Source organism: Enterobacter sp. 4974935 (genome assembly GCF_058661735.1).
Window position 1 is genome coordinate 3,151,997 of record NZ_JBZWGT010000003.1, and the last position, 26,500, is coordinate 3,178,496.

At 60.3% G+C, this 26,500-nt stretch carries 21 protein-coding genes and 1 pseudogene; 8 read left to right on the forward strand and 14 right to left on the reverse strand.

Going from position 1 to position 26,500, the window contains the following annotated elements:
* Nucleotides 1-80 precede the first annotated feature (80 nt).
* From fepD to fepC, 3 genes are read left to right on the forward strand one after another with little or no spacing between them, the layout of a single operon-like run.
* Entirely contained in the window at nucleotides 81-1,085 is a 1,005-nt protein-coding gene (gene fepD, locus AC4OVS_RS16430) for a Fe(3+)-siderophore ABC transporter permease (RefSeq protein WP_022647378.1), read from the forward strand.
* Entirely contained in the window at nucleotides 1,085-2,074 is a 990-nt protein-coding gene (fepG, locus tag AC4OVS_RS16435) for an iron-enterobactin ABC transporter permease (protein WP_074129344.1), read from the forward strand. The genes fepD and fepG overlap by 1 nt, the downstream gene beginning before the upstream one ends.
* Entirely contained in the window at nucleotides 2,071-2,871 is an 801-nt protein-coding gene (fepC, locus tag AC4OVS_RS16440; RefSeq protein ID WP_023299555.1) for an iron-enterobactin ABC transporter ATP-binding protein, read from the forward strand. The genes fepG and fepC overlap by 4 nt, the downstream gene beginning before the upstream one ends.
* Before the next feature lie 88 nt (nucleotides 2,872-2,959).
* Here the strand turns inward: fepC and entF are convergent, their stop codons facing one another.
* The 3 genes from entF to fes are packed head-to-tail and all read right to left on the reverse strand — an operon-like array spanning nucleotide 2,960 to nucleotide 8,236.
* Nucleotides 2,960-6,817 (reverse strand): enterobactin non-ribosomal peptide synthetase EntF, encoded by a 3,858-nt coding sequence (gene entF, locus AC4OVS_RS16445; RefSeq protein WP_491922572.1) that lies wholly within the window; start codon nucleotides 6,815-6,817, stop codon nucleotides 2,960-2,962.
* Nucleotides 6,814-7,026 carry an MbtH family protein gene (locus AC4OVS_RS16450; RefSeq protein ID WP_022647374.1) on the reverse strand — a complete coding sequence of 71 codons (213 nt, stop codon included), beginning with the start codon at nucleotides 7,024-7,026 and terminating at the stop codon, nucleotides 6,814-6,816. Before AC4OVS_RS16450 ends, entF begins: the two co-directional genes overlap by 4 nt.
* A gap of 10 nt (nucleotides 7,027-7,036) precedes the next feature.
* Complete coding sequence (gene fes, locus AC4OVS_RS16455) at nucleotides 7,037-8,236, reverse strand: enterochelin esterase (RefSeq protein WP_491922573.1); 1,200 nt, start codon at nucleotides 8,234-8,236, stop codon at nucleotides 7,037-7,039.
* 146 nt (nucleotides 8,237-8,382) lie between these two features.
* Here fes and AC4OVS_RS16460 point away from each other — a divergent pair, with 146 nt between their 5' ends.
* Together AC4OVS_RS16460 and entD are read left to right on the forward strand one after the other, a co-directional pair.
* Nucleotides 8,383-10,623 (forward strand): TonB-dependent siderophore receptor, encoded by a 2,241-nt coding sequence (locus AC4OVS_RS16460; protein ID WP_023299551.1) that lies wholly within the window; start codon nucleotides 8,383-8,385, stop codon nucleotides 10,621-10,623.
* A gap of 518 nt (nucleotides 10,624-11,141) precedes the next feature.
* The gene (entD, locus tag AC4OVS_RS16465; RefSeq protein WP_032621648.1) at nucleotides 11,142-11,831 is read left to right on the forward strand and encodes an enterobactin synthase subunit EntD; all 690 of its coding nucleotides are present in this window, start codon (nucleotides 11,142-11,144) and stop codon (nucleotides 11,829-11,831) included.
* Here the strand turns inward: entD and AC4OVS_RS16470 are convergent.
* The 7 genes and pseudogenes from AC4OVS_RS16470 to betT all read right to left on the reverse strand — a co-directional run bounded on the left by AC4OVS_RS16470 (nucleotide 11,767) and on the right by betT (nucleotide 18,226).
* Complete coding sequence (locus tag AC4OVS_RS16470; RefSeq protein WP_022647370.1) at nucleotides 11,767-12,606, reverse strand: metal ABC transporter permease; 840 nt, start codon at nucleotides 12,604-12,606, stop codon at nucleotides 11,767-11,769. The two genes, entD and AC4OVS_RS16470, sit on opposite strands and share 65 nt — an antisense overlap.
* Nucleotides 12,603-13,451, reverse strand: coding sequence for an iron/manganese ABC transporter permease subunit SitC (gene sitC / locus AC4OVS_RS16475; RefSeq protein WP_022647369.1), 849 nt, complete (start codon nucleotides 13,449-13,451; stop codon nucleotides 12,603-12,605). The genes AC4OVS_RS16470 and sitC overlap by 4 nt, the downstream gene beginning before the upstream one ends.
* A complete protein-coding gene (gene sitB / locus AC4OVS_RS16480) occupies nucleotides 13,448-14,254 on the reverse strand; it encodes an iron/manganese ABC transporter ATP-binding protein SitB (protein ID WP_038415616.1) in 807 nt (268 codons plus the stop codon). The genes sitC and sitB overlap by 4 nt, the downstream gene beginning before the upstream one ends.
* Before the next feature lie 2 nt (nucleotides 14,255-14,256).
* On the reverse strand, nucleotides 14,257-15,168 hold the full coding sequence (locus AC4OVS_RS16485) for a metal ABC transporter substrate-binding protein (RefSeq protein ID WP_022647367.1): 912 nt from the start codon (nucleotides 15,166-15,168) through the stop codon (nucleotides 14,257-14,259).
* 211 nt (nucleotides 15,169-15,379) lie between these two features.
* Nucleotides 15,380-15,664, reverse strand: a complete 285-nt coding sequence (gene nadS, locus AC4OVS_RS16490) for a NadS family protein (protein WP_003858821.1) — start codon at nucleotides 15,662-15,664, stop codon at nucleotides 15,380-15,382.
* A 2-nt stretch (nucleotides 15,665-15,666) separates the two neighbouring features.
* Nucleotides 15,667-16,054 (reverse strand): annotated as a pseudogene (locus AC4OVS_RS16495) (type II toxin-antitoxin system RelE/ParE family toxin).
* A gap of 138 nt (nucleotides 16,055-16,192) precedes the next feature.
* Nucleotides 16,193-18,226 carry a choline BCCT transporter BetT gene (gene betT / locus AC4OVS_RS16500; protein ID WP_022647365.1) on the reverse strand — a complete coding sequence of 678 codons (2,034 nt, stop codon included), beginning with the start codon at nucleotides 18,224-18,226 and terminating at the stop codon, nucleotides 16,193-16,195.
* A 128-nt stretch (nucleotides 18,227-18,354) separates the two neighbouring features.
* On the opposite strand from betT, the gene betI reads away from it, so the two are divergent.
* The 3 genes from betI to betA are packed head-to-tail and all read left to right on the forward strand — an operon-like array spanning nucleotide 18,355 to nucleotide 22,106.
* A complete protein-coding gene (gene betI / locus AC4OVS_RS16505; RefSeq protein ID WP_003858827.1) occupies nucleotides 18,355-18,942 on the forward strand; it encodes a transcriptional regulator BetI in 588 nt (195 codons plus the stop codon).
* A gap of 13 nt (nucleotides 18,943-18,955) precedes the next feature.
* The gene (gene betB / locus AC4OVS_RS16510) at nucleotides 18,956-20,428 is read left to right on the forward strand and encodes a betaine-aldehyde dehydrogenase (RefSeq protein ID WP_032624707.1); all 1,473 of its coding nucleotides are present in this window, start codon (nucleotides 18,956-18,958) and stop codon (nucleotides 20,426-20,428) included.
* Between the two features lie 13 nt (nucleotides 20,429-20,441).
* Nucleotides 20,442-22,106 carry a choline dehydrogenase gene (gene betA / locus AC4OVS_RS16515; protein ID WP_017694353.1) on the forward strand — a complete coding sequence of 555 codons (1,665 nt, stop codon included), beginning with the start codon at nucleotides 20,442-20,444 and terminating at the stop codon, nucleotides 22,104-22,106.
* Nucleotides 22,107-22,606: 500 nt separating this feature from the next.
* Here betA and AC4OVS_RS16520 read toward each other — a convergent pair whose 3' ends face one another.
* The 4 genes from AC4OVS_RS16520 to alsS all read right to left on the reverse strand — a co-directional run bounded on the left by AC4OVS_RS16520 (nucleotide 22,607) and on the right by alsS (nucleotide 26,487).
* Nucleotides 22,607-23,305, reverse strand: a complete 699-nt coding sequence (locus AC4OVS_RS16520) for a GNAT family N-acetyltransferase (RefSeq protein WP_157508247.1) — start codon at nucleotides 23,303-23,305, stop codon at nucleotides 22,607-22,609.
* A gap of 107 nt (nucleotides 23,306-23,412) precedes the next feature.
* Complete coding sequence (locus AC4OVS_RS16525) at nucleotides 23,413-23,886, reverse strand: cold-shock protein (protein ID WP_022647360.1); 474 nt, start codon at nucleotides 23,884-23,886, stop codon at nucleotides 23,413-23,415.
* Between the two features lie 130 nt (nucleotides 23,887-24,016).
* Entirely contained in the window at nucleotides 24,017-24,787 is a 771-nt protein-coding gene (locus AC4OVS_RS16530; RefSeq protein WP_224066362.1) for a (S)-acetoin forming diacetyl reductase, read from the reverse strand.
* Nucleotides 24,788-24,807: 20 nt separating this feature from the next.
* Complete coding sequence (gene alsS, locus AC4OVS_RS16535) at nucleotides 24,808-26,487, reverse strand: acetolactate synthase AlsS (protein WP_317578855.1); 1,680 nt, start codon at nucleotides 26,485-26,487, stop codon at nucleotides 24,808-24,810.
* Between the last annotated feature and the right edge of the window lie 13 nt (nucleotides 26,488-26,500).

The window sequence follows — 26,500 nt, forward strand, 5'->3', positions numbered from 1 at the left end:
TTCCATGGGCGCACATGCTAACATAGCCAAATAAGATAGATAACGATAATCACTATCATTATCAAATCATGGATGTTGCTATGTCGTTTTCCTCTTCTGCGGTGCGCGCCCTTGCCGTGCCCGTTTTATTGCTACTGCTAATCCTTGCGATTGCACTCAGCCTGCTGGTCGGCGCAAAACCGCTGCCCGCGTCCGTTATTGTCGATGCGCTATCCGGTACCTGTCAGAGCGCCGACTGCACCATCGTGCTCGACGCTCGCCTGCCCCGCACCCTTGCCGGATTGCTGGCTGGCGGTGCGCTCGGCCTTGCCGGTGCCCTGATGCAAACCCTCACCCGCAACCCGCTGGCGGACCCCGGCATTCTCGGCGTTAACTCCGGCGCCAGCTTTGCCATCGTGCTCGGCGCAGCGCTGTTTGGATTTACGTCCCCCTCTGAACAGCTGATGATGGCTTTTTGCGGCGCGCTGGCGGCCTCGCTGGTGGTGGCGTTTACCGGCAGCCAGGGCGGCGGCCAGCTCAGCCCGGTACGCTTAACGCTGGCGGGCGTAGCGCTCGCGGCGGTACTGGAAGGCTTGTCCAACGGCATCGCCCTGCTCAACCCGGACGTGTATGACCAGCTGCGCTTCTGGCAGGCGGGTTCGCTGGATATTCGTACCCTTGAAACCTTAAAGGTGGTGGTGATCCCGACGATCGTCGCTGCCGCCGTGGCGCTCTGTTTAAGCCGGGCGCTGAACAGCCTGAGCCTCGGCAGCGATACCGCGACCGCCCTCGGCAACCGTGTGGCGCGCACGCAGCTGACGGGGCTACTCGCCATTACCGTGCTCTGCGGCAGCGCGACCGCCGTGGTCGGGCCGATTGCCTTTATCGGCCTGATGATGCCGCACATGGCGCGCTGGCTGGTGGGGGCGGATCACCGCTGGTCGCTGCCGGTCACGCTGCTGGCGACCCCTGCCCTGCTGCTCTTTGCTGACGTACTGGGCCGCCTGCTGGTGCCGGGTGAACTGCGCGTCTCGGTGGTCAGCGCCTTTATCGGCGCGCCGGTGCTGATCTTCCTGGTTCGACGCAGACGCGGGGGTGGCGCATGATGGCCCCGTCCCGTCGTTTACTTACCAGCGTCGCCCTGCTGGTCGTCGCCAGTCTGCTGCTGGCGGTCTGGAGCCTGCAAAGCGGTGCCGTAACGCTTGATTTCGCGCAGGTCTTTCACGCTCTCAGCGGCAGCGCGCCGCGTAACATCACCATGGTGGTCACCGAATGGCGACTGCCGCGCGTGGCGATGGCGATCCTGGTGGGCGCGGCGCTTGGCGTCAGCGGCGCGATATTCCAGTCGCTGATGCGTAACCCCCTCGGGAGCCCGGACGTGATGGGCCTGAATACCGGCGCGTGGAGCGGCGTGCTGGTGGCGATGGTGCTGTTCGGGCAGCATCTTACGGCCATTACCTTTACGGCGATGGCGGGCGGCATTCTCACCTCCCTGCTTATCTGGGCCCTGGCCTGGCGCAACGGCATCGACACCTTCCGTCTGATCATCATCGGGATCGGCATCCGTGCGATGCTGATGGCGTTCAACACCTGGCTTCTGCTACAGGCATCGCTGGAAACCGCGCTCTCCGCCGGGCTGTGGTACGCCGGCTCCCTCAACGGTCTGACGTGGGGAAAAACCTGGCCCGCCGCGCCGCTGATTTTGCTGATGTTTATTGGCGCGTTGCTGCTGGTCAGGCGCATGCGGCTGCTGGAGATGGGCGACGACAGCGCCTGCGCGCTGGGCGTGAGCGTAGAGCGCTCGCGCCTGATGCTGATGCTGGTGGCGGTCTTGCTGACCGCAGCGTCTACCGCCATCGCCGGACCGATCTCGTTTATTGCCCTCGTAGCCCCGCATATCGCGCGGCGTCTTAGCGGTACCGCGCGCTGGGGATTAACCCAGGCGGCGCTGTGCGGCGCATTGTTACTGCTGGCCGCCGATCTCTGCGCTCAGCAGCTGTTTATGCCTTATCAACTGCCGGTGGGCGTGGTGACCGTCAGCCTCGGCGGGATTTACCTCATCGTCTTGCTCGTTCAGGAGTCACGCAAGAAATGACAGATTCAACATTCCGCTTGCGCGGCGAAAACTTGACCCTCGGCTACGGCAAAAAAATCATTGCCCGGGATTTATCCGTGTCCATTCCGGACGGCCACTTCACCGCCATTATCGGCCCGAACGGTTGCGGCAAATCGACCCTGCTGCGCACGCTGAGCCGCCTGATGTCGCCGGTTGAGGGTAGCGTGTTCCTCGACGGGGAGCAGATCCAGCGCTTCGCCAGCAAAGAGGTGGCGCGCCGAATTGGCCTGCTGGCGCAAAACGCCACCACGCCGGGGGATATCACCGTGCAGGAGCTGGTCTCCCGCGGGCGCTACCCGCACCAGCCGCTGTTTACCCGCTGGCGCAAGGAGGACGACGAGGCGGTGAAGCGCGCGATGCAGGCTACGGGCATCACCAATCTGGCCCAACAAAGCGTCGATACTCTCTCCGGCGGACAGCGCCAGCGCGCCTGGATTGCAATGGTACTGGCGCAGGAAACCTCGATTATGCTGCTGGACGAGCCGACAACCTGGCTCGATATCAGCCATCAGATTGATCTGCTGGAGCTGCTGAGCGAACTGAACCGCACGCAGGGGTACACCCTGGCGGCAGTGCTGCACGACTTAAATCAGGCGTGCCGCTACGCGACGCATCTGATTGCGCTGCGCGACGGCGAGATTGTGGCGCAGGGCGCGCCGAAGGAGATTGTGACGCCGGATCTGATCGCGCGGATCTACGGCATGCGCTGCATGATTATTGACGATCCGGTGGCGGGTACGCCGCTGGTGGTGCCGTTGGGCAAGCGTGCGGTCTGATGCCCTCACCCCGGCCCTCTCCCACAGGGAGAGGGAGCAAACCATCCCCTCTCCCCGTGGGAGAGGGTTAGGGTGAGGGGCATTTGCACTATTCTAAAATTTCCTTCAGTACCGGCCCAATCTTCTCAAACGCCTGCGGTGAAATAATATCCACGTGGGCGCAGTCCTGGCTGTACACCTCCAGCTCACCCACCCACGGCGCCCACGCGGCCTGCGGATCCAGGGTTCGCGTGCGTTCGGCGACAAACAGCGTCGCTTTACCGTCGAACCGTGAACTATGCGCGGTGGTGAGCAGCCGCACCGCATCGGCGTAGTTGCCTTCAATAGCGTTAAACAGCTCGCTGGAACCTTGCCCCTGCTGGGCGGCGATAAACGCCTGACGCTCGCGCTCAATTTCCGCCAGCACCTCCGGATCGAGGCCATTGGCCTCTTTCTCCGCCCAGTTCTGGGTTTCCGGCGGCCAGGTATCCAGCAGGCCGAGGAACGCTACGTTTTCACCCTGCTCGCGCAGACGCGCCGCAATGCCCTGCGCCAGCGTGCCGCCGAGGGAATAGCCGAACAGATAATACGGCCCCTGAGGCTGTTGCTTACGCAACGTGTTCAGATGATGTTCGATCACCGCATCGAGATCCGCACACTGCTCCATCGGCCCCTCAGGCCGGGGAGACTGAATGCCGACGATTGACCAGCGCGGGCTGAGGTAGCGCGCCAGGACGCTAAACTGCCAGGCAAAGCCGGATGCCGGATGGAAGCAGAACAGCGTCGGGCCGTTGCTTTCACGCAGCGGGAGAACAGTTTCATACCCCAGACGCTGCGCCTGCTCGTCGCTCATCTGCGAGTCCAGCAGGGCGCTAAGCTTACTCACCGTCGAGGCGACCATAATCTGGCCCGGCGTGACCTTACGGCTGAACGCACGGCTGAGCTGAGCCGCGAGGCGCATCGCCAGCAGCGAGTGGCCGCCGAGGGCAAAGAAATCGGATTCGATATCGTTCACTGCGCAGCCCAGCAGGGCAGAAAACGCCTGCGCCACGGCGACTTCGGTTTGTGTCTCAGGCGCGCGACCAGAGGTTTTGCTGGTCAGCTCCGGCAGCGGCAACGCCTTGCGATCCAGCTTGCCGTTGGCGCTTAACGGCAGCGCGCTGATTTGCAGCAGCACCACCGGCACCATATGTGGCGGCAGCTGGGCTTTGAGTGATGCTAGCAGCGCGTCGCGATCCAGCGGTAAGCCGGATTCGGAGACAACGTACCCCACCAGCTGGCGGGCATCGCCACCCGTCGCCGCTGCCTGGTTGAACACGCAGGCGTGCGCCACGGCCTGGGCCACATCCGGCAGCGCGAGCATCGCCCGATCGATTTCGCCCAGTTCGATACGCTGTCCGCGGATTTTTAACTGGTCATCGCTGCGGCCCAGATATTCTACCGCGCCGTTGTCCAGCCAGCGGGCAACGTCCCCGGTGCGATACATCCGCTCGCCGGGGGCAAACGGATCGGCGATAAAGCGGCTGGCGGTAAGGTCGGGGCGTCCCAGATACCCCTGCGCCAGCTGGATGCCGGTGAGATACAGATCCCCCGCCACGCCGAACGGCACCGGGCGCATCATCGCGTCCAGAATGCGCAGCCCCGTATTCCACACCGGGAAGCCGATCGGCACGCTGTTCCCTTCCACCGCCGCCAGCTCGGGGCCGTACGCCGGATACCAGCTGACGTCCACCGCCGCTTCGGTCGGGCCATAGAGGTTGTGCAGCGGCGCATGGGTGAGCTGTTCCCACTCGCGGCACAGCGCAGTCGGCAACGCCTCGCCGCTACAGAACACCTGCTTCAGCGTCCTGCAACAGTCGACGTTTTCCGGCGTCAGCGAGGCGGCGAACGCCGCCAGCATCGACGGCACGAAGTGGGTGGTGGTTACGCCATATTGTGCGAAGAAGCTCTGCATCGCCTGCGGATCGCGGTGCGCGTCCGGCTCGGCCATCACCAGCTTCGCCCCGGCGATAAACGGCCACCAGAACTCCCACACCGACACGTCAAAGCTGCACGGCGTTTTCTGCGCCACCACGTCATGCGCCTGAAGTGGATAATGATCCTGCATCCACTTCAGGCGGTTAACGATGGCGGTATGGCCGACCATCACGCCTTTTGGTCGTCCCGTCGAACCGGAGGTAAAGATGATGTACGCGGTCTGCTCCGGCTTCGCCAGGCGCAGAGGTTCAGCATCGGTGGCCGGTAATAGTGTGTTGTAACTAAAGGTGGCGATCGGCAGATCGTTAAAGCGCGGAAGCTGCTGGTCGGTGGTAATGAGCAGCGACGGCTTCGCGTCCTCCAGCATCATCCGCAGACGGTCGTCCGGGTAACCGGTATCCAGCGGCAGCCAGGCGGCGCCAGCTTCAACAATCCCGTGCAGCGCCAGGGTCAGGAACACCGAGCGCGGGAGCGCCACCGCCACGCTGTCGCCCGGCTTCACGCCGCGCGCGCGCAGCAGATTTGCCAGCGCGACCACCTGCTCGCGCATCTGGCGGTAGTTCAGCTCAGTATGGGCATCCGCCAGCGCCGGGGCGTCCGGCGTTTTGCTCGCCTGCTCCGCGACCAGATCCGCCAGCGTGGTGGACGGCAGCGCCAGCCCGGTATCGTTGATTCGCGCCAGCCGCGCGTATTCCTGCTCTGATACGGTTTCCACGTCGCCACAGCGCAGGTCCGGGTTGGCGGCAAACTGCGTCAGCATTGCGTTCAGCCGCGCCGCGTGCCCCTTCAGCGTCGCCTCGTCGTAACGCTGCCTGTTGGCGAGGATCTCAATGCTTAGTCCGCCCTGCTCGTCCGGGAACAGCGCCAGCTCCAGATCGTTCACCGGGCCGGTCGCCAGCGTGTGGGTAATGGCCTCCACGCAGTCGATATCCAGCTGATAATCGAACACCTTGACGTTCAGCACCGGACCAAACAAGGGTTCGTCCCCTGCTGCCTGCCCGCTGTCGCGCACGATCTGCTCGGCGTCGTAGCGCTGATGGCGGCGCATCTTTTTCAGCTGGTTCGCCAGGCGCAGCGCCAGCGCCGACAGGCTCTCGTGCGGGCGAATATTCACCGCCAGCGGCAGGACGTTGAGCACCGGTCCGGTCGCGGTCAGCGCGGCGGAGCCCATGCGGCGCATAAAGATAAACCCGGCGGCGTAGTCCAGCCGCCCGGTCAGGCGGCCCAGCCACAGCGCCACCAGCGCAAGCGCCAGATCGGTTCGCTGCGTTTGTCCGGCCGCCTGTGCAAGCTGGCTGAACGCACGGCCGTCCATCGCCATTTTCAGGCGCAGGATGTCGGTGGTGGCGGCACGTCCCGGCAGGGGCGCGGAAGAGAGCGAGACCGGAGAAGGAAGCTGTTTGCGCTGTTCGGTCCAGAAAGCACCGTCGCGCTGATACGCCTCGCTGTCGCGATAGCGCTGATACTCTTCTACCACCTCGGCGAACGGAGTAAACGGGGAGGCGGGCGCAGGTTCACCTTTCTGCCACGCAGCGTAAATGGCGGCGATTTGACGGGTAATGGCCGGGAAACTGAAGCCATCTACCACCAGATGATGATACCGCTGATACCAGTACCAGTGGTTTTCTCCCACCTGAATCAGCTGGTGAAACGCCAGCGGCTGACCGCTGTCGACGCGCAGGTTCTGGTTGAGATCGGCCTCCATCAGCGCCACGGCGGCGTCGTGGGAGTTAACGCGCACAATGGACGGCTCCGGCAGGATCATGGCCTCATCGACCCACTGCCACACCTCGCCGTTATCCTCAGCGAAACGCGTGCGCAGGGTGTCGGCCTGCATCATGCCTACTGCGATGGCTTTTGCCAGCAACGGCGCGTCGATAGCGCCTTTCAGTTCGGTGTAGTGCGCCACGCTCCAGGCGTTTGGCAGGGAGGAAAGCTGCTCTGCCATCCAGATCCCCGGCTGGGCGGCGACAAGAGGGAGACGGTTCATGCGCGCTTCCCCGCAAAATAAGACGGCTCAAGCGTCTGCCACTGTTCCGCCAGCCACTGCTGGCACGCCTCCTGAGATTGCGGTTCGCACACCACGCGCCAGCCCGTGGGCAACTCGCACTCCTGCGGCCACAGGCTGTACTGCCCCTGGTCATTTTGCAAAATGGCGAACTGTCCCTGCGGATTATCGAAAGGATTGCTGAATTCCATACAGACTCCGTTATTGAATAAGCGGCTGCCAGAGGGTCATCAGCCCCTGTGTCAGCCCACCGCGCCAGCAAAGCGCATCGTGTCCGCCGTCAACCTGACGCCAGAAAACCGGTTGCTGAGTGTGTAGTTCGGCGAGGATCGCCTGGTTTGCGCGTAAGATAAGCGGCTCGTTGCGCCCGGCCTCAAGGACGATGCGCAGCCCGCGAGCGGTTTTTTCACCCGCTTTGAGTTGTTCAATGAGCAGCCCGTCCTGCTGCGCGCCGCGGTGCGGCCACCAGTAGGATCCGGACTGGCTGAGGATGCAGCCAAAACGCTGCGGCCAGTTGAGGCCCGCATAGAGGGAAGAGAGCCCGCCGAAGCTTTGGCCCGCCACCACGGTATGGTCGGCGCGGTCGCTGAACGGGGCCATGCTTTTCACCTGCGGGAGGAGTTCGTCCTGCACCGCCAGCCAGAAATCAGGGTTGCACGGCAGCTCGCGGCTGCGGTGTGCGGTGTCAATAACGTCGATTAAGACATAAACCGCAGGCGGCAGTTTGCCTTCATGGGTTAGCGACGCCAGCGCAGGCCAGACGGGCATGCTTTCGGCCCAGAACTGCCCGTCAAGCAGCACCGCCAGCGGGCGCTCCGGGCTTTCATCCCCGGTGGTAAAAATCCACACGCGGCGATGGTTCCTCAGACGCGCGCTGTGCCACTCAATGCAGACTGGATTTTTATAGGGCGTATCGGGATGATTCCAGCCGGGCTGTACGGGCGCCTCCGGCATCTCCAGCGCCGAGACGGCATGCCCGCGTCCGCCGCGCCAGCTCTGCGCATTCAGCGGATCGGAAACCGCGTGCGGCAGCAGTTTGCGCCAGCCTTCGCGCAGCGCCATGCGGTCCGGCTGCTCGCCTTCAAACACTGCGCTGGCAAAATCATCTTCATTGTCGGAGGGGATAAAACAGTAGCTGCCGCGCCATTCGGGGCTGAACTCGCCCTGCCACTGCCAGACGTCGGTATCCGGGATACGTTCAAGGGACTGCGGACGGGCATTTTGATGGTGATCGGTCACGCCGGTGACGTAGAGCCAGACGCGTTTAATCGTCGACGTTTTCTGCGTTCCCGCCGGGTCCCGCCACCAGAATGTCACGCGATAGTTTTCCCGATGACGTTCCCGTTCCGGCCCGTTTTTCGCCTGCCACCACGCTTCACTTCCGGTTGTTAACGCCGTCACCCTTATAACCCCATGTTTAACAGTCTTTTTTGTTTCAGAGCAAATTTTATTGATAATATTATTGATAACTATTTGCATTTGCAATAGCGTAATGCCCGCGCTGTGGGAAGCGCGCTCATTAAATAACCATAAAAGCGGGACGTACAATGAATAAGAAGATTCACTCTCTGGCCTTGCTGGTCAATTTAGGGATTTATGGTGTCGCGCTGCCCGCCATGGCAGACGACAACACCGCCTCCGCGCAGCACGAAGACACCATGGTGATCACCGCCGCCGAGCAGAATTTGCAGGCGCCGGGCGTGTCGACCATCACCGCCGACGAGATCCGCAAAAACCCGCCCGCGCGCGACGTGGCGGAAATCATCCGCACCATGCCGGGCGTTAACCTGACCGGCAACTCCACCAGCGGCCAGCGCGGGAACAACCGTCAGATTGACATTCGCGGCATGGGCCCGGAAAACACCCTGATCCTGATCGACGGCAAGCCGGTCACCAGCCGCAACTCCATCCGTCTGGGCTGGCGCGGCGAGCGTGACACCCGCGGCGATACCGGCTGGGTACCGCCAGAGATGATCGAGCGCATCGAAGTGATCCGTGGCCCGGCTGCTGCCCGCTACGGTAACGGCGCGGCGGGCGGCGTGGTGAACATCATCACCAAAAAATTCGACGACCAGTGGCATGGCTCCTGGAACACCTACCTGAATGCGCCAGAGCATAAGGACGAAGGTTCGACTAAACGCACCAACTTCAGCCTGAGCGGCCCGCTGGGCGGCGACTTCAGCTTCCGCATGTTCGGTAACCTGGACAAAACCCAGGCCGATGCGTGGGACATCAACCAGGGTCACCAGTCTGAACGTACCGGTGCCTACGCCAACACCCTGCCCGCAGGCCGTGAAGGTGTGGAAAACAAAGACATCAACGGCGTGGTGCGCTGGGACTTCGCACCAATGCAGTCGCTGGAGTTTGAAGCGGGCTACAGCCGCCAGAACAACCTGTATGCGGGCGACACGCAGAACACCAACAACGACAACGCGCTGGTGAAGAAGAACTACGGTAAAGAGACGAACCGTATTTATCGCCAGAACTTCGCCGTGACCTGGAACGGCGGCTGGGATAACGGCATTACCACCAGCAACTGGGCGCAGTACGAGCACACCCGCAACTCCCGTCTGGGTGAAGGACTGGCGGGCGGTACTGAAGGTCTGTTCAACAGCAATAAATTCACCGACACCGATCTGTCCGACGTGATGCTGCACAGCGAAATCAACCTGCCGATTGATTTCATTGTGAACCAGAACCTGACGCTCGGCACCGAGTGGAACCAGCAGCGCATGAAGGACTCGACCTCCTTCACGCAAACCCAGCAGGGCGGCACCATCCCGGGCATGAGCGAAGACCGTAGCCCCTACACGTCAGCGGAGATCTTCTCCCTGTTCGCCGAAAACAACATGGAGCTGACCGACAGCACCATGCTGACCCCTGCCCTGCGCTTCGATCACCACACTATTGTCGGCAATAACTGGAGCCCGTCCCTGAACCTGTCGCAAGGTCTGGGGGATGACTTCACCCTGAAGATGGGCATCGCGCGCGCCTATAAAGCGCCAAGCCTGTATCAGACCAACCCGAACTACCTGCTGTACAGTAAAGGCCAGGGCTGCTACGCCAGCTCCGACGGCGTGGGCTGCTACATGATGGGTAACGACGATCTGAAAGCGGAAACCAGCATCAACAAAGAGATTGGCCTGGAGTGGAAACGCGACGGCTGGCTGGCGGGCGTGACCTGGTTCCGCAACGACTACCGCAACAAGATTGAAGCGGGCTACGCGCCGATTGGCCAGACGTCCACCGGCAAAGTCACCACCGATATCTACCAGTGGGAAAACGTACCGAAGGCGGTGGTGGAAGGTCTGGAAGGCTCCCTGAACGTGCCGGTCAGCGACACCATCAACTGGACCAACAACATCACCTACATGCTGCAAAGCAAGAACAAGGAGACCGGCGATCGTCTGTCGATCATCCCGGAGTATACGCTGAACTCTACCCTGAGCTGGCAGGTACGTCAGGATGTCTCATTGCAGTCGACCTTCACCTGGTACGGCAAGCAGCAGCCGAAGAAGTACAACTACAAAGGTCAGCCGGTGACCGGGTCTGAGAAAGACGAAGTCAGCCCGTACAGCATCGTTGGCCTGAGCGCGACCTGGGACGTGACCAAAAACGTCAGCCTGACCGGCGGCGTGGACAACGTCTTCGACAAGCGCCAGTGGCGCGCCGGTAACGCCCAGACCACGGGTAATACCACGACGGGTGCGTATATGTACGGTGCGGGTGCATATACGTATAATGAACCGGGTCGCACCTGGTACATGAGCGTGAATACGAGGTTCTGATACAGGCAGTGACTTCCCCCTCTCCCTGTGGGCTGAGGGATCCCCAGTAATTTTTTTATACAGAAGCAATAAAGTTGCTTTCTAAATGACTGAGGGCTGTCAGCGATGCCCTGGTCCGGCTGTAAATCGCTGAGGCGTTTCCTGCAGGCCGGGGCGAGGCGCAGGGATGCGCCGAGAGGGCGGCTTTACAGGGACGTTGCCTCCCCCCGTACCCGATAAGCCGGAAGGAATAAGCCGAGGGCACCGCGAAGCGGCGATTTACCGCCGGGAGCCCGGGTCGCCAGGGTGGTGGCGACTGAGCCACCCTGGCACGTTCACCGGTCATGTCGTTACAGAGTAGCAAGGAACATAAAGTGAACGGAATGACCACCACCGCCGTATGTTCCCCTCACCCTAACCCTCTCCCCGGAGGGGCGAGGGGATTGCTCAGTGCTCGCATTAATTTGTGGGGAACCCTCAGCCCTTTGGGAGAGGGCCGGGGTGAGGGCATCAGGCCGCACAATACTGAAGGGAAAACCATGCACACAACCCACAGCACATTTTCTCTCGCCGGCCACACCCTTCACCGCATCACTTTCGACCCCACCACCTTCACCGACGCCGATCTCCTCTGGCTCCCCCATCACGCACAGCTGGCTGACGCCGGACGCAAGCGCAAATCCGACCACCTGGCAGGCCGCATCGCCGCGGCGCATGCGCTAAACGAGCGCGTAATCCCCGGCATCGGACCCAGCGGCGAACCGCTCTGGCCGCAAGGTATTTCCGGCAGCATCACCCACAGCGGCACGCAGGCGATGGCCGTCGTCACGCATCACCCGGCGCTTATCGGCATCGATTGTGAAACGATCCTTTCCGAAAACGAAGCCAGGGAAATCAAAGACGGCATTATTGATACGCAGGAAGAACCTGTGCTTTCCCGCTCGGGATACCCGTTCGCCCTCGCCCTGACGCTGGCGTTCAGCGCCAAAGAGAGCCTGTTCAAGGCCCTCTTTCCGCAGGTGCAGGCCTGGATGGGTTTTGACAGCGCCCGCGTTACCCTGCTCGACGACAGGACGCTTACGCTGGCATTGACCCGTCAACTTGCAGGCTTTGAGGAAGGCACTGCCTTCACCCTTCACTGGCAGCAGCACGGCGAACAGGTCATCACCCTGCTGTCACACGCTCCTGCCGACGTGCCTTCACGCTGGTCACCACAAACGTCACGATAAACACCATCGCGAACAGGACCACAATGGTCGGCGCGGGCGCGCTGTCGAGATAAAACGAGGCATAAACGCCGCTTACCGACACCAGCGCTGAAACGGCGACCGCCACCAGCAGCGCCATGTGAAAGCGTCGGGTGATCAGCACCGCCACCGCGCCGGGGGCAATCAGCAGCGAAATCGACAGAATTATACCCACCGCTTTCAGCGTCGCCACGATGGTCAGCGAAACCATGCATAGTAAGCCGTAGTGCAGCCAGCGGGTGCGCAGGCCGCTCGCCTGCGCCTGCTGATAGTCAAAGCAGAACAGCAGAAAATCGCGCCACTTCAGGCCAATCACCAGCGCAATCAACCCCGCGACGAGACCGCTTTGCAAAATGTCCATCCCGTTAATGCCCAGCATATCGCCGAACAGAATGTGGTCGAGATGCACCTCAGGTTTGACGGCGATATAGAGGATCAGCCCGGCGCCGAACATGCCGGAAAAGACGATCCCCATAACCGTATCTTGCTTGATTCGGCTGTTATCCTTCAGGTATCCGGTGGCGACCGCGCAGAACAGACCGGCCACGAATGCGCCCAGCGCCAGCGGCAGGCCCATCATCCAGGCCAGCACGACGCCGGGAAACACCGCGTGGCTCATGGCGTCGCCCATCAGCGCCCAGCCTTTCAGCACCAGAAAAACCGACAGCAGCGCGCAGGGCACGGCCACCAGGAGTGAAATCAGCAGCGCGTTGTTCATAAACGCAAACTGGAACGGTTCGAGGATCAGCGTCATCATGGATGTGCCTCCCGCGCCCGACGGCGGCTGGCAAGCAGCCCGTGCTTCGGCGCAAAGACGAACGCCAGCAGGAACAGCAGCGTCTGGGCGACCACGATAATGCCGCCGGTGGCGCCGTCCAGGTAATAGCTGGCCCACGCACCGAGGAAGCTGGTGATGCTGCCAATGGCGACGGCAATCATCAACAGGCGCGGGAAGCGATCGGTCAGCAGCCAGGCGGTCGCACCGGGCGTAACCACCAGACAGATCACCAGAAATGCGCCGACGGTTTGCAGCGCCGCCACGGTAGAGACCGCCAGTAGCGTAAAGAAGAGAATTTTCAGACGTTCCGGGCGCAGACCGATGGCGCGGGCGTGGTTCTCATCAAAAAAGGTCACCATCAGATCTTTCCATTTGAACAGCAGGATAACTATCGACACCACGCCGATAATCGCCAGCTGGACGATATCTTCCGGGGCGATGGCGAGAATATTGCCGAGGACGATGGTCTGAATGTTCACCGAGGTCGGGTTGAGTGAGACCATAAACAGCCCCAGCCCGAAAAACGAGGAGAAGATCAGCCCGATAATGGCGTCCTCCTTCAGGCGGCTGCGCTGGTTGAGAAACAGCATGCTGCCCGCCGCCAGCCCGCCCGATAAAAACGCCCCCAGCGAGAACGGCAGTCCGAGCATGTAAGCGCCCGCTACGCCCGGCACGATGGAGTGCGACAGCGCATCGCCGATCAGCGACCAGCCTTTGAGCATCAGATAGCAGGAGAGAAACGCGCACAGCCCGCCCACCATCGCCGAGACCCACATCGCGTTGAGCATGTACTCGTAGCCAAAGGGTTCGAGAAGCGCGTTCATTTGGCCTCCTGTCGGTGCGTGACGAAGGGGCGTTCGTCGTCGGTAATAATGCGATCTTCCGAGCCGCTGAGCACCACGTGGCGCAGCACGCCGCTGAAGGCGCGCTCAAGATTCTCGGCGGTAAAGGTGATATCCGTCGGGCCGCTCGCCAGCACGGTGCCTTTGACCATCACCGTGTAATCGCAGAATTCCGTGACCGAGCCCAGATTGTGGGTCGAAACCAGCATCGTTTTACCCTCGTCGCGCAGCTCCCGCAGCAGGCTGATGATCCTGGCTTCGGTTTTGACGTCCACGCCGGTAAACGGCTCGTCGAGCAGGATCACCTCGCCCTGCTGGGCAATCGCCCGCGCCAGAAACACGCGCTTCTTTTGGCCGCCGGAGAGCTCGCCAATCTGCCGATGGCGCAGCTCAAGCATATCCACGCGCTTCAGGGCGTCGGTTACAATCTGCCTGTCGCGCTCTTTAGGCCGACGCAGAAACCCCATATGCCCGTAGCGGCCCATCATCACCACGTCCTCGACCAGCACCGGAAATGACCAGTCGACCTCTTCCGACTGCGGCACGTAGGCGACCAGGTTCTGGCGCAGCGCCCGGTGAGGCGGAAGCCCAAGAATGGAGATAGTGCCGCTCGCCGCCCGCACAAAGCCCATCACCGCCTTAAACAACGTGGACTTGCCGGATCCGTTCACCCCCACCAGGGCGGCAATCGATCCGCCCGGCACGCTGAACGACGCGTCGCGCAGCGCCGTGTGGCCGTTGCGGTAGGTCACGGTCACGTCGGTTACAACAATCCCCTTCTGCATGGTTACTCCTTCATCCCGTCGCGGATGCCCTGCACCAGCGTGCGGGTGGTGACGTTCAGCAGATCGATATAGGTTGGCACCGGGCCGTTTTCTGCACTCAGGGAGTCAACGTACAGCACGCCGCCGTAATGGGCGCCGGTTTCCCGCGCCACCTGACGAGCGGGCTTATCCGAGACGGTGCTTTCGCTGAACACCGCCGGAATGTGATGTTTTTTCACCAGATCGATAACCTTGCGCACCTGCTGCGGCGTGCCCTGCTGATCGGCGTTGATCGGCCACAGGTACAGCTCTTTCAGGCCCAAATCCCGCGCCAGATAGGAGAACGCCCCTTCGCTGGTCACCATCCAGCGTTTGTCTACCGGGATCGCCGTGACCTGCTTGCGCAGCGGTTCGAGAGTGGCGGTGATCTTCTGCTTGTAGGCGTCGGCGTTACGCTGATAGGTCTGCGCGTTGGCCGGATCGTACTTCACCAGCGCGTCGCGAATGTTATCGACGTAAATCAGGGCGTTGTCCGGCGACATCCACGCGTGCGGGTTGGGCTTGCCGTTATAGGGCCCTTCGCTGATGCCCATCGGGGTGATGCCTTTGGTAACAATCACCTCCGGCACGCCGTTCAGATGCTGATAAAAGCGCTGGAACCACAGCTCCAGATTCATGCCGTTCGCCAGGATCAGCTGCGCCTTCTGCGCGCGTTTGATATCGCCCGGGGTGGGCTGGTATTCGTGAATTTCCGCGCCCGGTTTGGTGATGGAGGTGACCTCTGCGGCATCCCCCGCTACGTTTTTCGCCATATCAGCGATAACGGTAAAAGTGGTGATGACCTGGAACTTTTCAGCCGCCAGCGCGCCGGTTGTGGTCGCGGTCATAAGCAGCGCGCCGAGCAACAGACGCTTCAATCCTTGCCGTGGATGCATCGCAGAAGTCTCCTGAGGTGATTAAATTAAAAGCAAAATTAGCCCGTGCTATAAGGTATAGCACAGGCTATATTTAAATGAAAATAGTTATCATTAAAGTTATGTCAACGGAGGGAGAGCCTGATGGCGCTTCGCTTATCAGGCCTACGGTAAAGCAGTTTTGGAGTTTTGTAGGCCGGGTAAGCGCAGCGCCACCCGGCATAAGGGCGACTCACTGCCCGGCAAGTGCCTTATAAAATGCAGGATTCTCCCGAATCACATTAAGTACCTTCGCCGCCAGCCCGGTTGGGTTGCGACGTTTAGACTCCCAGCTCTTTATCGTATCGACGCTCGTGCCAAGCGCCTTCGCCATTTCGCTTTGCGTGATATTGAGCTGCTCTCTGATGGCGCGCACATCAGCAACTTCATAGCGGGTTACCCGGGAAGCGGCTTTTCTTCCGTTATGAATCTCAACGGCCTCTTCAAGCGAAGATTTTAATTCATTAAAAATACTCATTATCAGCCTCCACCTGCCTGATTAGGGTACATAGTACACCTCAAATTTACGGCACTGGAAGCAGTATTTTTCAGAATGGAAGTCAGCTTTTTAAGTTCTGCTTTCTCTGTCTCTGTCAGGCTGTCCTTTATGCATTTTGGATAGGCCATAATGAAAAAGATCACCTCCTCTGTGGCAAGAAAGTAAATCACTCTGATCCCCCCTCTCTTTCCCTTTGAGCCTGCCGCCATCCTTATTTTACGTAAACCCCCCCGTCTGCTGGATCAGGTCACCTTTATCAGGCCAGGCAATAAGTTCCTTTTGCAGATCCTTTAATTCATCATCCGTAGCAATGCTTTTAATCTGTCGGGTAAAGAGTGATGTTTCGATAAACTCTATCGCATGACTCATCCATAGTTCCTTCCCTAAACGCAGCAAAAGCCCGAATGCTTCAGCATCAGGCTCTTGCTGCATGGTTACTCTTCCTTGAGTAAGGCTGCGCCAAATAACTGTATTTATATACAGTCTGAAGGTATTTTAAGAATCCGTTTAGACATCCGGGAACATCACGCTATTCCCCGGCGCTTCCCTGTGGAGATGGATAAAGTTCAGGTGCCGTTCATACTGGTCCAGAATATCCGTAATTACCTGCTCCTTGCTGTAATCCATCAAATCATTCCCCTGGCTCCCTTCCAGCAGGAAGGTCTCCAGCCGGTAGTAGGTCGATTTCCCGCTGCGCGCCCGGTAGGTGAACCCTGGCACCGAATACTGCTGCGGCCAGATCTGATAAACAAAGTTCTGCTCGTCGCCCATGTGCACCAGCAGATCCAGGTGCCCCAGGGTTTCGCCCTCTTCCGGTGGCAGGTTTTTCAGCTCCACGTAGGCGCCACGCAGCTTCAGCTCCTGCGCCACCTCTTCCATCGCCGGGAAGCAGACCGTCTCCATCATCTGGCTGGTGTAGCGCGTGCCCGGGTAGTTCATCAGGCGCGACAGGCGTTTCTTCCAGCTCAATCTGTCCTGTGCGCCCATCGGCCGCGGGGCAGTGTCGCGGCTGGCGCTGACGCGGCGGTAGTCTTCCACCTTAAGCGATTTATACAGCCCGGCCATCACGAAGAAGATCACGAAGCTGAACGGCAGGCCCATGATCACCGTGGTGTTCTGCAACGCAGAGATACCGTTGGTCATCAGCATCCCGAGCGTCAGCAGGCCGATGGCGACGGACCAGAAGATGCGCAGCCAGTTCGGCGCATCGCTGTTGATGTCTTTAAGCTTCGAAGTGAAGTTCCCCAGCACCAGCGCGCCGGAGTCCGCCGAGGTGACGTAGAACAACAGGCCGGTAATGGTTGCTACGGACGCGCTAAAGGTAAACGCCGGGTACTGCGCCAGCAGGCTGTAGAAGCCGCGCTCCGGGTGCACCATCGCTTCCTGGGCAAAGGTTGCGTTGCCGTGGATAATTTCGTGCAGCGCGCTGTTGCCGAAAATCGACAGCCACAGCAGGGTGAAGGTGAACGGGATGATCAGCGTGCCCATCACGAACTGACGGATGGTGCGCCCACGCGAAATGCGCGCCAGGAACAGGCCGACAAACGGCGACCAGGCCACCCACCACGCCCAGAAGAAGAGCGTCCAGTTGTTCATCCACTCCACCGGGCGGTCAAAGGCGAAGCTGTTCAGCGTCATGCCCATAAAGCGGTTCACGTAATCACCTACGTTGAGCACTAGGGCGTTGAGCAGGAACGAGGTGTCGCCCATAAACAGCACGAACAGGATCAGCCCCAGCGCCAGCGCGACGTTCAGCTCGGAGAGCACGCGAATACCTTTATCCACGCCGGAGGTCACCGAGATGGTAGCGATGATCACCGACAGCGCAATTAGCGCCGCCTTCGCCGCCATCGAATCCGGGATGTCAAACAGCACGCTCAGCCCGTAGTTAAGCTGCACTACGCCAATCCCGAGCGTGGTGGCGATGCCGAAGATGGTGCCGATCACCGCCGCGATATCGACGCTGTGGCCAATCGGGCCGTTGATCTTTTTCCCGAAAATCGGGTACAGCGCGGAGCGGATGGTTAGGGGCAAATTATAACGATAGCTAAAGTATCCGAGCGCCATGCCCATCAGGGCATACATTGACCAGCCCGTCAGGCCGTAGTGGAACAGCGTCCAGACCATCGCCTGACGCGCGGCCTCCATCGTCTGCCCTGCCCCTTCCGGCGGCTGCATATATTGCGTGACCGGTTCCGCCACGGAGAAGAACATCAGGTCGATGCCAATGCCCGCGGCAAACAGCATCGCGGCCCAACTCAGCAGGCTGAACTCGGGCTTGGACTGCTCCGGCCCAAGCTTCACCGAACCGAAGCGCGAGCAGGCAATGCAGACGACGAAGACGATATAGAGCGTCGCCGCCAGAAGGTAGTACCAGCCGAAGGTCTTCGACACCCAGTTCAGGGTGCGCCCAATCCACTCGGCAGAAAAATCACGAAAGAAGATGGTCGTCAGGGAAAACAACAAAATCAGCCCGGCGGACGTAAAAAAAACGACCGGGTTGATTTTGTCTTTTTCTCTGTCTTGTGAAAGGTCTGTCATCCAGTATCCCCACTGTTTTTGTAACTATTAAAATCCAAAATCGCAACAATTAAGACACATTTTATATTGAACGTCCAATCAAAAACCGCTTTAATAGATTACCAACGCTGATGAATGGAGTGGCAAAAATGCCCAAAGTGGGGATGCAGCCGATCCGGCGCAGGCAGCTCATCGATGCCACGCTGGAAGCAATTAATGAAGTGGGAATGCATGACGCAACCATCGCGCAAATCGCCCGTCGGGCGGGCGTGTCCACGGGCATCATCAGCCACTATTTCAAAGATAAAAACGGTCTGCTGGAAGCAACCATGCGCGACATCACCGGTCAGTTACGCGATGCGGTATTAAGCCGTTTACGCGCCCTGCCGGACGGCAGTGCAGAGCAGCGTTTGCAGGCGATTGTCGGCGGCAATTTTGATGAAACCCAGGTCAGCGGCGCGGCGATGAAGGCCTGGCTGGCCTTCTGGGCCAGCAGCATGCATCAGCCGATGCTCTATCGTTTGCAGCAGGTCAGCAGCCGCCGGTTGCTCTCAAATCTGGTGTACGAATTCCGCCGCGAACTGCCGCGTGAACAGGCTGAAGAGGCGGGCTACGGGCTCGCCGCACTGATTGACGGGCTGTGGCTGCGCGCCGCGCTCAGCGGCAAACCGCTGGATAAAACCCTGGCCCAGTCGCTCACCAGCCACTTTATCAGCCAGCATTTACCGACCGATTAACCGAGGAGAATTTATGTCCCGAATGGCAGAACAGCAGCTTTATATCAATGGTGGTTACACATCGGCCACCAGCGGTCGCACCTTCGAGACCATCAACCCGGCGAACGGTGAAGTTCTGGCAACCGTGCAGGCCGCCGGGCGCGAAGACGTGGACCGCGCCGTAGAGAGCGCAAAGCGCGGGCAAAAAATCTGGGCGGCGATGACCGCCATGGAGCGCTCGCGCATCCTGCGTCGCGCCGTCGATATCCTGCGCGAGCGCAACGACGAGCTGGCAAAGCTGGAAACCCTCGACACCGGTAAAGCGTTTTCTGAAACCTCGACCGTCGACATCGTCACCGGCGCGGACGTGCTGGAGTACTACGCGGGGCTGATCCCGGCACTGGAAGGCAGCCAGATCCCGCTGCGCGAGACCTCCTTCGTCTACACCCGCCGCGAGCCGCTGGGCGTGGTGGCGGGCATCGGCGCGTGGAACTATCCGATCCAGATCGCCCTGTGGAAATCCGCCCCGGCGCTGGCGGCGGGCAACGCGATGATCTTCAAGCCGAGCGAAGTAACGCCGCTTACCGCCCTGAAACTGGCGGAAATCTACACCGAAGCGGGCGTGCCGGACGGCGTGTTTAACGTTCTGCCGGGCGTGGGCGCGGAAACCGGCCAGTACCTGACCGAGCATCCGGGCATCGCCAAAGTCTCCTTTACCGGCGGCGTCGCCAGCGGCAAAAAGGTGATGGCGAACTCGGCGGCCTCGTCCCTGAAAGAGGTGACGATGGAGCTGGGCGGTAAATCCCCGCTGATAGTGTTTGACGATGCGGATCTGGATCTCGCGGCAGATATCGCCATGATGGCCAACTTCTTCAGCTCCGGTCAGGTGTGCACCAACGGCACCCGCGTGTTCGTGCCCGCGAAGTTCAAAGCCGCGTTTGAGCAAAAAATCGTTGAGCGCGTGGGCCGCATCCGCGCGGGCGACCTGTTCGATGAAAACACTAACTTTGGCCCGATGGTCAGCTTCCCGCACCGCGACAGCGTGATGCGCTACATCGCCAAAGGCAAAGAGGAAGGCGCGCGCGTGCTGTGCGGCGGTGATGTGCTGAAGGGTGACGGCTTTGATAACGGCGCGTGGGTGGCCCCGACCGTGTTCACCGACTGCACCGACGAAATGACCATCGTGCGCGAAGAGATCTTCGGCCCGGTGATGTCCATTCTTTCCTATGACACTGACGAAGAGGCCATTCGTCGCGCCAATGACACCGACTACGGTCTGGCGGCGGGCATTGTCACCGCCGATCTGAACCGCGCCCACGGCGCTATTCATCAGCTCGAAGCGGGCATCTGCTGGATCAACACCTGGGGCGAATCCGCCGCAGAGATGCCGGTGGGCGGCTACAAACACTCCGGCATTGGCCGCGAGAACGGCGTCATGACGCTTCAGAGTTACACCCAGGTGAAGTCCATCCAGGTTGAGATGGGTAAATTCCAGTCCATATTTTAACCGGGAGGTTTATTTGCAATTTGACTACATCATTATCGGGGCCGGCTCTGCCGGCAACGTTCTGGCAACACGACTGACTGAAGATCCGAACACCACCGTCCTGCTGCTTGAGGCGGGCGGGCCGGACTACCGCTTTGACTTCCGCACCCAGATGCCTGCCGCGCTGGCCTTCCCGTTGCAGGGCAAGCGCTACAACTGGGCGTATGAAACCGAGCCAGAGCCTTTCATGAACAACCGCCGCATGGAGTGCGGACGCGGAAAAGGGCTGGGCGGCTCGTCGCTGATCAACGGCATGTGCTACGTGCGCGGCAACGCAATGGATCTGGACAACTGGGCGAAAGAACCGGGTCTGGAGCACTGGAGCTATCTCAACTGCCTGCCCTACTACCGCAAGGCAGAGACCCGCGACGTGGGGCCGAACGACTACCACGGCGGCGACGGTCCGGTGAGCGTCACCACCTCTAAGCCGGGCGTGAACCCGCTGTTTGAAGCGATGGTGGAGGCAGGCGTGCAGGCGGGCTACCCGCGCACCGACGATCTCAACGGCTATCAGCAGGAAGGCTTTGGCCCGATGGATCGCACGGTCACGCCGCAGGGCCGACGCGCCAGCACCGCGCGCGGCTATCTGGATCAGGCCAAACCGCGCCCGAATCTGACCATCCGCACCCACGCCATGACCGATCACATTATCTTTGACGGCAAGCGCGCGGTGGGCGTCGAGTGGCTGGAAGGCGAAAGCACCATACCGTCAAAAGCGACAGCGAAGAAAGAGGTACTGCTGTGCGCGGGCGCTATTGCGTCACCGCAGATCCTCCAGCGCTCCGGCGTGGGTAACGCTGAACTGCTGAAGCAGTTTGATATCCCGCTGGTACATGATTTACCCGGCGTGGGGGAAAACTTGCAGGATCACCTGGAGATGTACCTTCAGTATGAATGCAAAGAGCCCGTTTCCCTCTACCCTGCCCTGCAGTGGTGGAATCAGCCGAAGATTGGCGCGGAGTGGCTGTTTGGCGGCACAGGCGTGGGCGCGAGCAACCACTTCGAAGCGGGCGGGTTTATCCGCAGCCGCGAGGAGTTCGAGTGGCCGAATATTCAGTATCACTTCCTGCCGGTAGCGATTAACTACAACGGCTCGAACGCGGTGAAAGAACACGGTTTCCAGTGCCACGTAGGGTCCATGCGCTCGCCGAGCCGCGGGCACGTACGGATTAAGTCCCGCGACCCGCATCAGCATCCGGCGATCCTGTTCAACTATATGTCCCACGAGCAGGACTGGCAGGAGTTCCGCGACGCGATCCGCATCACCCGCGAGATCATGCACCAGCCCGCGCTGGACAAATACCGTGGGCGCGAAATCAGCCCGGGCGTCGAATGCCAGACCGACGAACAGCTGGACGAGTTTGTGCGTAACCATGCCGAAACCGCGTTCCATCCGTGCGGCACCTGCAAAATGGGCTATGACGAGATGGCGGTGGTTGACGGTGAAGGCCGCGTTCACGGGCTGGAAGGGTTACGCGTGGTAGATGCGTCGATTATGCCGCAAATTATCACTGGCAACCTGAACGCCACCACCATCATGATTGGTGAGAAGATTGCCGACGCCATTCGCGGGCGCGAGCCGCTGGCGAAGAGCACGGCGGCGTATTATGTGGCGGATGGGGCGCCGGTTCGCCGCTGAGTGCGAACTTCTCCTCTCACCCCGGCCCTCTCCCTTTGGGCTGAGGGTTCCCCACAAATTAATGCGAGCACTGAGCAATCCCCTCGCCCCTCCGGGGAGAGGGTTAGGGTGAGGGGAACATACGACGGTGGTGGTTATTCCGTTCACTTTATGTTCCTTGCTACTCTGTAACGACATGACCGGTGAACGTGCCAGGGTGGCTCAGTCGCCACCACCCTGGCGACCCGGGCTCCCGGCGGAAAATCGCCGCTTCGCGGTGCCCTCGGCTTATTCCTTCCGGCTTATCGGGTACGGGCGGAGGCAACGTCCCTGTAAAGCCGCCCTCTCGGCGCATCCCTGCGCCTCGCCCCGGCCGGAAGGCAAACGCCTCAGCGATTTACAGCCGGACCAGGGCATCGCTGACAGCCCTCAGTCATTTAGAAAGCAACTTTATTGCTTCTGCATAAAAAAATTACTGGGGATCCCTCAGCCCTTTGGGAGAGGGTTAGGATGAGGGAAAATTATTTTCGAAATTCCTCTAACCGCCTGACCTGCCGCCCTTCCGCGTCAAAATTCTCCGCCGCCAGCCAGGCGCGCAGCTCCGTGTCCCTTTGCGGCCACTCGCCGTCAATAATCGAAAGCATATCGCTGTCGCGGTTGCGTCCTTTGCGCACCAGCTTCTGGCGCAGACGTCCCTCCCAGACGAACCCCAGCCGCTCCGCCGCGCGGCGTGAGGCGGTGTTCATCGAATCGCATTTCCACTCCAGCCGACGATATTTATGCTCAAAGGCATTTTTCAGCAGTAGCCACACCGCTTCGGTGCCAATGCGGGTGCCTTTCATCTTGCGCGACCAGGTGACGTGGCCAATTTCCACCGATCCCAGAAAGCGTTCAATCGCCATATAGCTCACCAGCCCTACCGCCTTTTCGGTGCGCAGATCGATAACGGCAAAGGGCACCAGGTCGTCATCCAGCACCTTTCCGAGCACCCAGTGCGCAGTAGCCTCAACGCTCACAGGCTGGGTGCTGGCAAGCCACGTCCAGTCGCTGTCATCGCCCAGTGCGTAAGCTTCAAACAGATCCGCCGCGTGGCGTTCTGCGTCCAACGGTTCCAGACGACAATACTGGCCGGTTAACGGCGTGCGAGTTAGCGCTCGGGCACATTTCCAGTCGGGGACGATATCGTTAACGGTTTGACCATGTTGATTGATTTCGGGCACGGCGGTGACTCCCTGCAAGGTAAGGAGTTTGTTATAGCAGGTTAAAAAGCGGTCGAAAAGGAAGAACGTGCAGGCCGGGTAACGCGTAGCCGCCACCCGGCATAAAATTACTTCAGCAGCTTAACCGTCGCGTCGATGTCGATTTCATCTTCGGTGAAGATCATCGTCGTGTTCTGGAAGGTGGTGATCGCCAGCTTCTTCACCGTGCGCATCTCGCCCGGCTTTTTCTCACTTTTCGGCTTGATGCTGTTCATCAGTAGCCCCACCGACAGCACCGCGTTCTCTTTGTCGATTTTGGTCTCAACGGGCTCTTCTTCGCTGAACACCACGAAGGATTTGATCGAGGTGAGCTTCACGCGCTCGCCCGCGATATAAAGATGCTTGCTCTCCGGGATCACCTTCACCGCATACGCGGAAAGGCCTTTGGTGTTTGTGGTGGGTTCGAAGGTCACCGCCGCATCTTTCTTAATCAGATCAGGGTTGGCGACCTTAATCACGTGAAAATAGCGGTTGTCGCCGTTTTCATCTTTGATAAATCCGAAGCCTTTATCTTTAAACCACGTTGTGATTGTACCGTTCATCGCTGTTACCGCCTGTCAGATCTTAAGACTAAAGTTTTGCAGCGCGCAGTGTAATGCACAATGGCTGAGGAGACAAAAAAAAGCCCCTGCACGGGAGCAGGGGAAAACTCATGTCAGAGCTTATTAGAATTTAGTTGAACACCATCCCACCATCGATGAGCAGAGACTGGCCGGTCATATAGTCAGAGTCTGGCCCGGCAAGATATGAAACGCAGGCGGCAACATCTTCCGGTTCAGACAGGCGGCCAAGCGTAATGCGTTTAGCAAAGGTCTCGGTCCCGTAGCCGAGCGGTTTACCCGCTGCCTCGGAGACCTGACGGTCGATCTCCGCCCACATCGGCGTTTTAACGATGCCCGGGCAGTAGGCGTTAACGGTGATCCCCAGCGGAGCAAGATCCCGTGCGGCGGTCTGGGTTAAGCCGCGCACCGCAAATTTACTGGAACTGTAGACGGCCAGCTCCGGGTTACCGGTATGCCCCGCCTGGGAGCAGGCGTTGATGATTTTGCCGCCGTGTCCCTCTTTGCGGAACGCATCAATCGCGGCCTGAATGCCCCAGATCACCCCTTTCACGTTGATGTTGTAGACCTTGTCGACAATCTCCGGCGTGATGGATTCGATCGGCGTGGACGGCGCGACCCCGGCATTGTTGACTATAACGTTGAAGCCGCCCAGTTCGGTGCGGGCTTTTTCCACCGCCGCAAACACCTGCTCGCGGTCAGAGACGTCCACCTTCACAGCGACAGCCTTCCCGCCGTTGCGGGTGATCTCATCCGCGACCGCTTTCGCCGTCTCTTCGTTGTAATCCGCAATAGCGACGGCAAAGCCGTCCTTCACCAGGCGAAGCGCGATCGCTTTGCCAATCCCCTGGCCGGAGCCGGTTACGAGAGCCACTTTTTGCATTTCTCTGTCCTTATATTGATTCACAAAATCTGGCTGAGATGGAGCTGGCCCATCAGCAGCGGGTTATCGCTGTAGTCGACGGGAATGGCCACCACGGCCGGGCCATCGACATCCATTGCGGCACGCAGCGTCGGTTCGAGCGCGTCGGCGCTCTCGACGGCAAAGCCTTTCGCACCGAAGGCGTCGGCATAGGCTTTGAAATCGACCGGGCCAAACTCGACGCCGGAGAGACGCTGGTATTTTTTCTCTTCCTGGATCGCCACCATGTTGTAGGCGTTATCCACCCAGATGATGTGCAGCACGTTGGCATTGAGGCGCACGGCGGTTTCCAGCTCCATGCTCGACTGCAAAAATCCGCCGTCCCCGGAGACCGACACCACCTTGCGCCCCGGGTTGACCAGCCACGCGCCAATCGCCCACGGCAGCGCCACGCCCATGGTCTGCTGACCGTTGGAGATCATCACCTGACGCGCGCGGAAGCTGTAGAGGTAGCGGGCGATCCAGATGTGGAAGCTGCCCATGTCGACGGTGAGCGTTACGTCGTTATTCACGATGTCCTGCATGGCGCGCACGATGCGCAGCGGATGCAGGGCAAACTGGTTTAGCGATGCGCCGCGACGGTCGAGGAGGTCACGCTGATGCTGGCGATCGACCAGAATTTCCGAGGCGCGCTGGCTCAGTTCAAGCTTGTGCTCAATGCGGCTGGCGAGCAGGTTCAGCGTGGCGGCGATATCCCCCACCAGCTCCAGATCGGGAACATACTTGCGCTCCTCATAGGCAGGCAGCACGTCAATGTGCACCAGCGTGGCTTCGCCGCTGTTCCACATAGAAGGCTCGTACTCCACCGGGCTGTAGCCGATGCAGATAATCAGATCCGCCAGATGCAGCAGCCGGTCGCCCGCCTGGTTGTTAAACAGGCCGACGCGTCCGGCAAAGCGGGTGAAGTGCTCCTGATTGACCGCCCCGGCGGCCTGGTAGGTGCTGGTGACCGGGATACGGCTTTTCTCCAGCAGCTTGCGCAGCGCGGCGCTGTTGGCGGGCTGGCTGGCCATCAGGCCGAGTAAGATGACCGGGTTTTTGGCCTTTTCAATAAGCTTCGCCACGTCGTTAATGGCGGATTCCGGTGCCGGGCCCATCAGCGCGGGACCGCTGGCGGGCAAAATCGCCCCCGTGGTGGGCTGGTCGACAATATCCTGCGGCAGGCTGACAAACGCCCCGCCCGGCCTGCCGTGCTCGGCGGCGCGAAACGCGTTGGACACCACCTCGGCAATCGCGTCCGGGGAGTTCACTTCTACAGCGTATTTCGTCACCGGGCTGAACATCGCGACGGTGTCCATGCTCTGGTGCACCAGCTTGGCTTTATCCGCCCGCTTCACCGCCCCGCCCAGCGCGACCACCGGGTCGCCTTCGCTGTTGGCGGTGGCGATGCCGGTGATCAGATTGGAGCAGCCCGGTCCGGAGGTGACCAGCGCCACCCCGGCTTTGCCGGTCAACCGCCCCACTGCCGCCGCCATAAACGCCGCGTTGGCCTCGTGGCGTACGGGAATGATCTCAATGGAGGAGTCCAGCAGGGAATCAAAGACCTTGTCGATTTTTGCGCCCGGGATCCCGAACACCTGCTTCACGCCCTGCGCTTCCAGCTGACCGACAACCATATCGGCGCCGTGCGCCCACTGACGTGACTGTTTCTCACTGTTCACGGTAGTTCTCCTG

Bases quoted from the DNA above. Each gene is read 5' to 3' on its own strand.
- fepD (WP_022647378.1), top strand. From the start codon at position 81: ATGTCGTTTTCCTCTTCTGCGGTGCGCGCCCTTGCCGTGCCCGTTTTA.
- fepG (WP_074129344.1), top strand. From the start codon at position 1,085: ATGGCCCCGTCCCGTCGTTTACTTACCAGCGTCGCCCTGCTGGTCGTC.
- fepC (WP_023299555.1), top strand. From the start codon at position 2,071: ATGACAGATTCAACATTCCGCTTGCGCGGCGAAAACTTGACCCTCGGC.
- entF (WP_491922572.1), bottom strand. From the start codon at position 6,817: ATGAACCGTCTCCCTCTTGTCGCCGCCCAGCCGGGGATCTGGATGGCA.
- AC4OVS_RS16450 (WP_022647374.1), bottom strand. From the start codon at position 7,026: ATGGAATTCAGCAATCCTTTCGATAATCCGCAGGGACAGTTCGCCATT.
- AC4OVS_RS16460 (WP_023299551.1), top strand. From the start codon at position 8,383: ATGAATAAGAAGATTCACTCTCTGGCCTTGCTGGTCAATTTAGGGATT.
- entD (WP_032621648.1), top strand. From the start codon at position 11,142: ATGCACACAACCCACAGCACATTTTCTCTCGCCGGCCACACCCTTCAC.
- AC4OVS_RS16470 (WP_022647370.1), bottom strand. From the start codon at position 12,606: ATGATGACGCTGATCCTCGAACCGTTCCAGTTTGCGTTTATGAACAAC.
- sitC (WP_022647369.1), bottom strand. From the start codon at position 13,451: ATGAACGCGCTTCTCGAACCCTTTGGCTACGAGTACATGCTCAACGCG.
- sitB (WP_038415616.1), bottom strand. From the start codon at position 14,254: ATGCAGAAGGGGATTGTTGTAACCGACGTGACCGTGACCTACCGCAAC.
- AC4OVS_RS16485 (WP_022647367.1), bottom strand. From the start codon at position 15,168: ATGCATCCACGGCAAGGATTGAAGCGTCTGTTGCTCGGCGCGCTGCTT.
- nadS (WP_003858821.1), bottom strand. From the start codon at position 15,664: ATGAGTATTTTTAATGAATTAAAATCTTCGCTTGAAGAGGCCGTTGAG.
- betT (WP_022647365.1), bottom strand. From the start codon at position 18,226: ATGACAGACCTTTCACAAGACAGAGAAAAAGACAAAATCAACCCGGTC.
- betI (WP_003858827.1), top strand. From the start codon at position 18,355: ATGCCCAAAGTGGGGATGCAGCCGATCCGGCGCAGGCAGCTCATCGAT.
- betB (WP_032624707.1), top strand. From the start codon at position 18,956: ATGTCCCGAATGGCAGAACAGCAGCTTTATATCAATGGTGGTTACACA.
- AC4OVS_RS16525 (WP_022647360.1), bottom strand. From the start codon at position 23,886: ATGAACGGTACAATCACAACGTGGTTTAAAGATAAAGGCTTCGGATTT.
- AC4OVS_RS16530 (WP_224066362.1), bottom strand. From the start codon at position 24,787: ATGCAAAAAGTGGCTCTCGTAACCGGCTCCGGCCAGGGGATTGGCAAA.